The following is a 4,665-nucleotide window of genomic DNA, read 5'->3' as shown; positions in this document are numbered from 1 at the left end:
TGGTGCCCAGAGGCGGAATCGAACCACCGACACGGGGATTTTCAATCCCCTGCTCTACCGACTGAGCTATCTGGGCAACACTAACAAACTGCTCAACAATATTTCATACTGTGCTGCTGTCTGCGGGCGCTTATTAAACGGATTTTGAGGAGGCAAGTCAACTTATTTTTTACAAAAAAGTGAGGTTTTTTATTAATTCCACATTTGAGGCTTAGAAAAGTAGAATCCTTGAGCAACATCTACACAAAGAGTAGCCACCACATCGGCTTCTTCTGCCGTTTCCATTCCTTCGGCTACTGTTCTTAACCCCATTGACTGAGCAATTTCAACGGTACTTTTTATTATTGCCTGCTTTTCTGTGCTTTGATCACAACCAGAAACATAACGTCTATCGAGCTTTACTTCTTTAAATGGCAAATCACAAAGCTTATCTAATGTAGAGTAGCCAGTTCCAAAATCATCAATAGATAAAGTAACACCCATTAGGCACAACCGAGTCAATGTTTCTTTCACGTTCAACATGTCATCGGCTACGCTCGATTCTGTAACTTCAAGAATAATTCGATCAAGCGAGACATTATACTTGCTTGCACTTTTAGCAACTAAGTCTGGAACGTCTTGTTTGTCCATGCAGCGCATGGAGAGATTGATGGAATAAATGAGATTATCATCTGCTTCTGAGATTTTTCTCATCGCTAAGTCAAATAGCATTTCCTGGAACAGGTGAATTTCACCTTCGTCTTCTAATTTAGGGATGAAAACAGCTGGTGGCAAAATGGCACCAGAGTTGTTTCGCCATCTCGAGAGAATTTCATAAGAAACGATACGCCCCGTATTCAAACAATATTGTGGCTGGCGTGTTAAGACAAGCTCACCATTGGTGATACAAAATCGATGTGATTCGCTGATTGCGTCAATATCTGGCGATGCGGAGTGCGACTCTAGTAAGTTTTCTAATTGCTTGAGTGTAAATGGTTTTGGTAAAGAGCCTAATATCGTCAATTCGTTTTCACAGGCGATCTGCTCGGCAAGCGCTAAGATCTTCTGCTCAAACCCACTGTATATAATAATGCTACCTTTGAAACTCGCTTCACCTAAAAGCCTTAGAGCTCGAATACCATCCATTTCCGGCATTTGTAAGTCTAAAATGACTAAATCAGCAGGAATTGTTTGACTGATGATGTCTTCGAGCGCTAATTCAGGATTGGTATAGGTAAAAATCGATTCAAAGCCAGCTTGTTGTAACTGTTCTTTAATAAACGACAGTGAAAAACTGTCATCATCAATAGCAACAACATTACGATACCCAATATTCATTTAATGGACGAACCCCTGACCTGCTCGCAAAGAAAAAACAACGACTCTTAGCTTATCTATTTAAATTTGCACAACTCTTGCTAGAATACAAGCCAACAGACCGATAAAAAGAAGAAAAAATATGCCTTCAAAATATTACGAGCAATCCCCTATTACGAGGAAGATTAGCTCCTATTTTATCTTTACAGTATGCGCCAGTGTCCTTATTTTACAAGCTGTTAACTTCATTTTAGGCCAATCTTCAGCGATTACTCATTTAAGAGCAACAACCAACTTTTATGCACAAACAGTGGCAAAAAATATTGCCAAACAAGTTGAAGCGAATCAAATGCTCACTCGTGATGATAAAACACTGACATCAATCACGGATGAATCCCCTGACACATCGGTTATGGTTTTTAGAGTGAAACAAGATGGGCAGCTTGGTCTGTTTGCTCATTCAAGTTCACCGGGAACTCAAATTCCTAAGTCACCAAAAATGTCTGAAGGCTTTAGTCAGCAAAAAGATTATCTAGAAGCCAAGCAGATTATTACCAACTCACAAAACAAGCGTGTGGGTTTAGTTATCATTCGCTATTCTCTTGATGACTTAAAACAAAGTAATTTAAAAACGTTATTTATAACGGGCGCGGCGTTATTAATCGCCTTTATTGTCGCTTGGTTGATGTCAAAAGTCGTCAATCGAAAACTCAACAATCAATTTGAAGATCTCGTTAGCAAGAGCCAAGAGTTTGTCCAGCAACAAGACTGGACTAAGCGATTCAGTATTGATGCAGATAGAGAGTTTTCTAAGTTAGCTGATCACCTTAATAAGCTCATTAAAGAGGTCGAAGCTAAAAGTGTTGAAGAAAAAGAAACTCAGGCCAAGATTGAAGAGCTTAATGCCAACCTAGAGCAAAGGGTTCACAAGCGAACTGCCGAGTTAAATGCGGCTAAAGAAGCGGCTGAAAAAGCAAGTGAATCTAAATCAACTTTCCTAGCCACCATGAGCCACGAAATTCGTACTCCAATGAATGGCATCATAGGTACTTTAGATTTATTACGTCGTACCATATTGGATAAACCGCAATTTAGAATGACGGATACGGTAAGGGAATCGGCTTTTGCACTGTTACGTATCATAGATGACATTCTAGATTTCTCTAAAATTGAAGCGGGTAAATTAGAGATTGATAAAATCCCGGTCTCAGTCGCAGAGATCACAGAAGCGGTTGCGCGTATTTTATTACCTATGGCTAATGAGCGAAATATCTCGTTAAAAGTATATGTCGACCCGAATATTCCGGATGGCTTAACGGCAGATCCTGTTCGTGTTCGTCAGATTTTATACAACCTAACCGGCAACGCCCTTAAATTTACCGAAACAAAAGAAGGTAAAATCGGCCAAGTAAGTATTTCAGCTGAAGTGTCAGACGAAACCATGGACTTTTGTGATATTCGCTTCACTGTCTGTGATACTGGCCGTGGTATGAGCATTCGCCAAAGCCAATCAATCTTCCAGCCTTTTAGCCAAGGTGATGGGTCTATTACTCGTCAATACGGTGGTACTGGTCTTGGCTTATCTATCTGTCAACGATTAACAGAATTGATGTTTGGTAAAATCTCACTAGAAAGTGAGCCTGGTATTGGAACAACTTTTATCGTTGATATTCCAATGCATCGCTCAGATGAGATGAAAGCCCAACCTAAAGATTTATTACGTCACCACAATGTTTGGGCAGTAATTCCGGATAAAGAAGACAGAGGTCACACGCAAAGATACTTGAGCTATTACAGCGCAGAGTACCGAATCTTTGAAAGTGATGGCGCACTTAAAAACCGTATAGAAAGTTACGCTAATGAGGCATCTCGATTAAATATTATCGTACTTGATGGCCGTCATAACGTCGAAAAAACACGTGAAATGCTAGCTTGGTGTGTACAAAACAGTATTTTAAATAGCTGTCACTTTGTCGTTATTTCAACGGATATCAGCAAATACAATGACTTTGATACCGACCGTGTTAACTTTGTTATCGCAACACCGTTATGTCGCTCGACCTTTGTTGATGGCTTAGCGATAGCTGCAGGTAAAGAAAGCCCAGTTCCAGATTCAGCTAAAGAAGATGACGCATTAAAAGTAGAGTCAGCAAAAGCGCCAACGGTAGAAGTAGCAAAAGCATCGGGGAGTTTAATTTTATTAGTTGAAGATAACCCGCTAAACCAAAAAGTTATCTTAGATCAACTCAACCTACTCGGTTATGCAGCTGAAGTTGCTAACGACGGTCAAGAGGCGATCGAGATGTGGGATAATCACCATTATCCTCTGGTACTTACCGATATTCACATGCCTAACATGAGTGGCTATGACTTAGTTCAAGCAATTCGTGAGCGTGAGCGTGCAAATGATTACTCTCGCAGTAGTTATGTTGTGGCAATTACCGCAAATGCACTTAAAGGCGAGGCTCAGAAGTGTTTCAACTTAGGTATGAATGATTTCATCACTAAGCCTGTAGAGCTAGCCATTTTGGATAAACTGCTGCAAAAATGGATGCCAAAACCTAAAGCCGCTCCGGCCCTTGAACCTATTGCTGCACCTGCACCTGCACCTGCACCTGCACCTGCACCTCAAGAGTTTAATCAGCAACCTGCGTATCAGGCAATAGCAAGTCATCAGACACAACCAGCTACGCCTAGCTCAACGCCAGAACAATTAAGAGCTATGATGCAGCAGCTTAATGAACATGAGCAACACAATTCAGCACTCGATACACTTGCAGATGAAACGCTCGCCAATTCTGTACCACAACCTGCGCCAGCAATTGAACCAGAACTTGAGCCTCAACACCCCCCTGCTGCTCAAGCTCAATCATCAATACCGACATTTGATGAGAGTGAAGCCATCAGTGTCTCAACAATGGAATCATTTTTAGGTCCAGATAAAAACAGGCATAAAGAGTACCTTAATAATCTACTTGAACACGCCGATGATTTATTGAAGAAAATTGATCGCTTTGCCAAAGATAACGACAAAGCAGGCATTCAAGGTATTGCGCATCAGCTAAAATCTGCATCAAAAACAGTAGGTGCCCTACCGCTTTCTAAAGCAGCTGAATCGTTAGAGCATTCTATCAAGCACAGTACGAGTGAAAATACCGATAGATTAATAGCTAAGGTTAAAATTAGATTCCACGAAGTTGAAGACTACGTGGATGCTAATCAATAACAAAAAAAGCCTGCTTTAAGCAGGCTTTTTTATTGGGTGTGACCCGTCCTGAATAAGGTTGACACTTTTCCAACTTCAATTTGGAGAAGATAATGAAACCAATAACTAAGCGTACACAAAAAGATTATTCACTTGCCTTTAAA

The 4,665-nt window shown here is 40.7% G+C and carries 2 protein-coding genes and 1 tRNA gene; 1 reads left to right on the top strand and 2 read right to left on the bottom strand.

The features are described 5' to 3' along the window. A tRNA-Phe gene (locus HR060_RS18905) sits at positions 1-76 on the bottom strand. A 116-nt stretch (positions 77-192) separates the two neighbouring features. After that, positions 193-1,317: an EAL domain-containing response regulator gene (locus HR060_RS18900; protein WP_174201837.1), complete on the bottom strand. Its 1,125-nt coding sequence runs from the start codon at positions 1,315-1,317 to the stop codon at positions 193-195. 121 nt (positions 1,318-1,438) lie between these two features. Between HR060_RS18900 and HR060_RS18895 the strand changes: the two genes are divergently transcribed. After that, on the top strand, positions 1,439-4,522 hold the full coding sequence (locus HR060_RS18895) for a hybrid sensor histidine kinase/response regulator (protein WP_174201836.1): 3,084 nt from the start codon (positions 1,439-1,441) through the stop codon (positions 4,520-4,522). The last annotated feature ends 143 nt before the right edge of the window (positions 4,523-4,665 follow it).

The organism is Marinifaba aquimaris (genome assembly GCF_013328345.1).
GTDB lineage: Bacteria > Pseudomonadota > Gammaproteobacteria > Enterobacterales > Alteromonadaceae > Marinifaba > Marinifaba aquimaris.
Note: the sequence above shows the minus strand (reverse complement) of the source record. Positions and strands in the feature narration are given on the sequence as shown.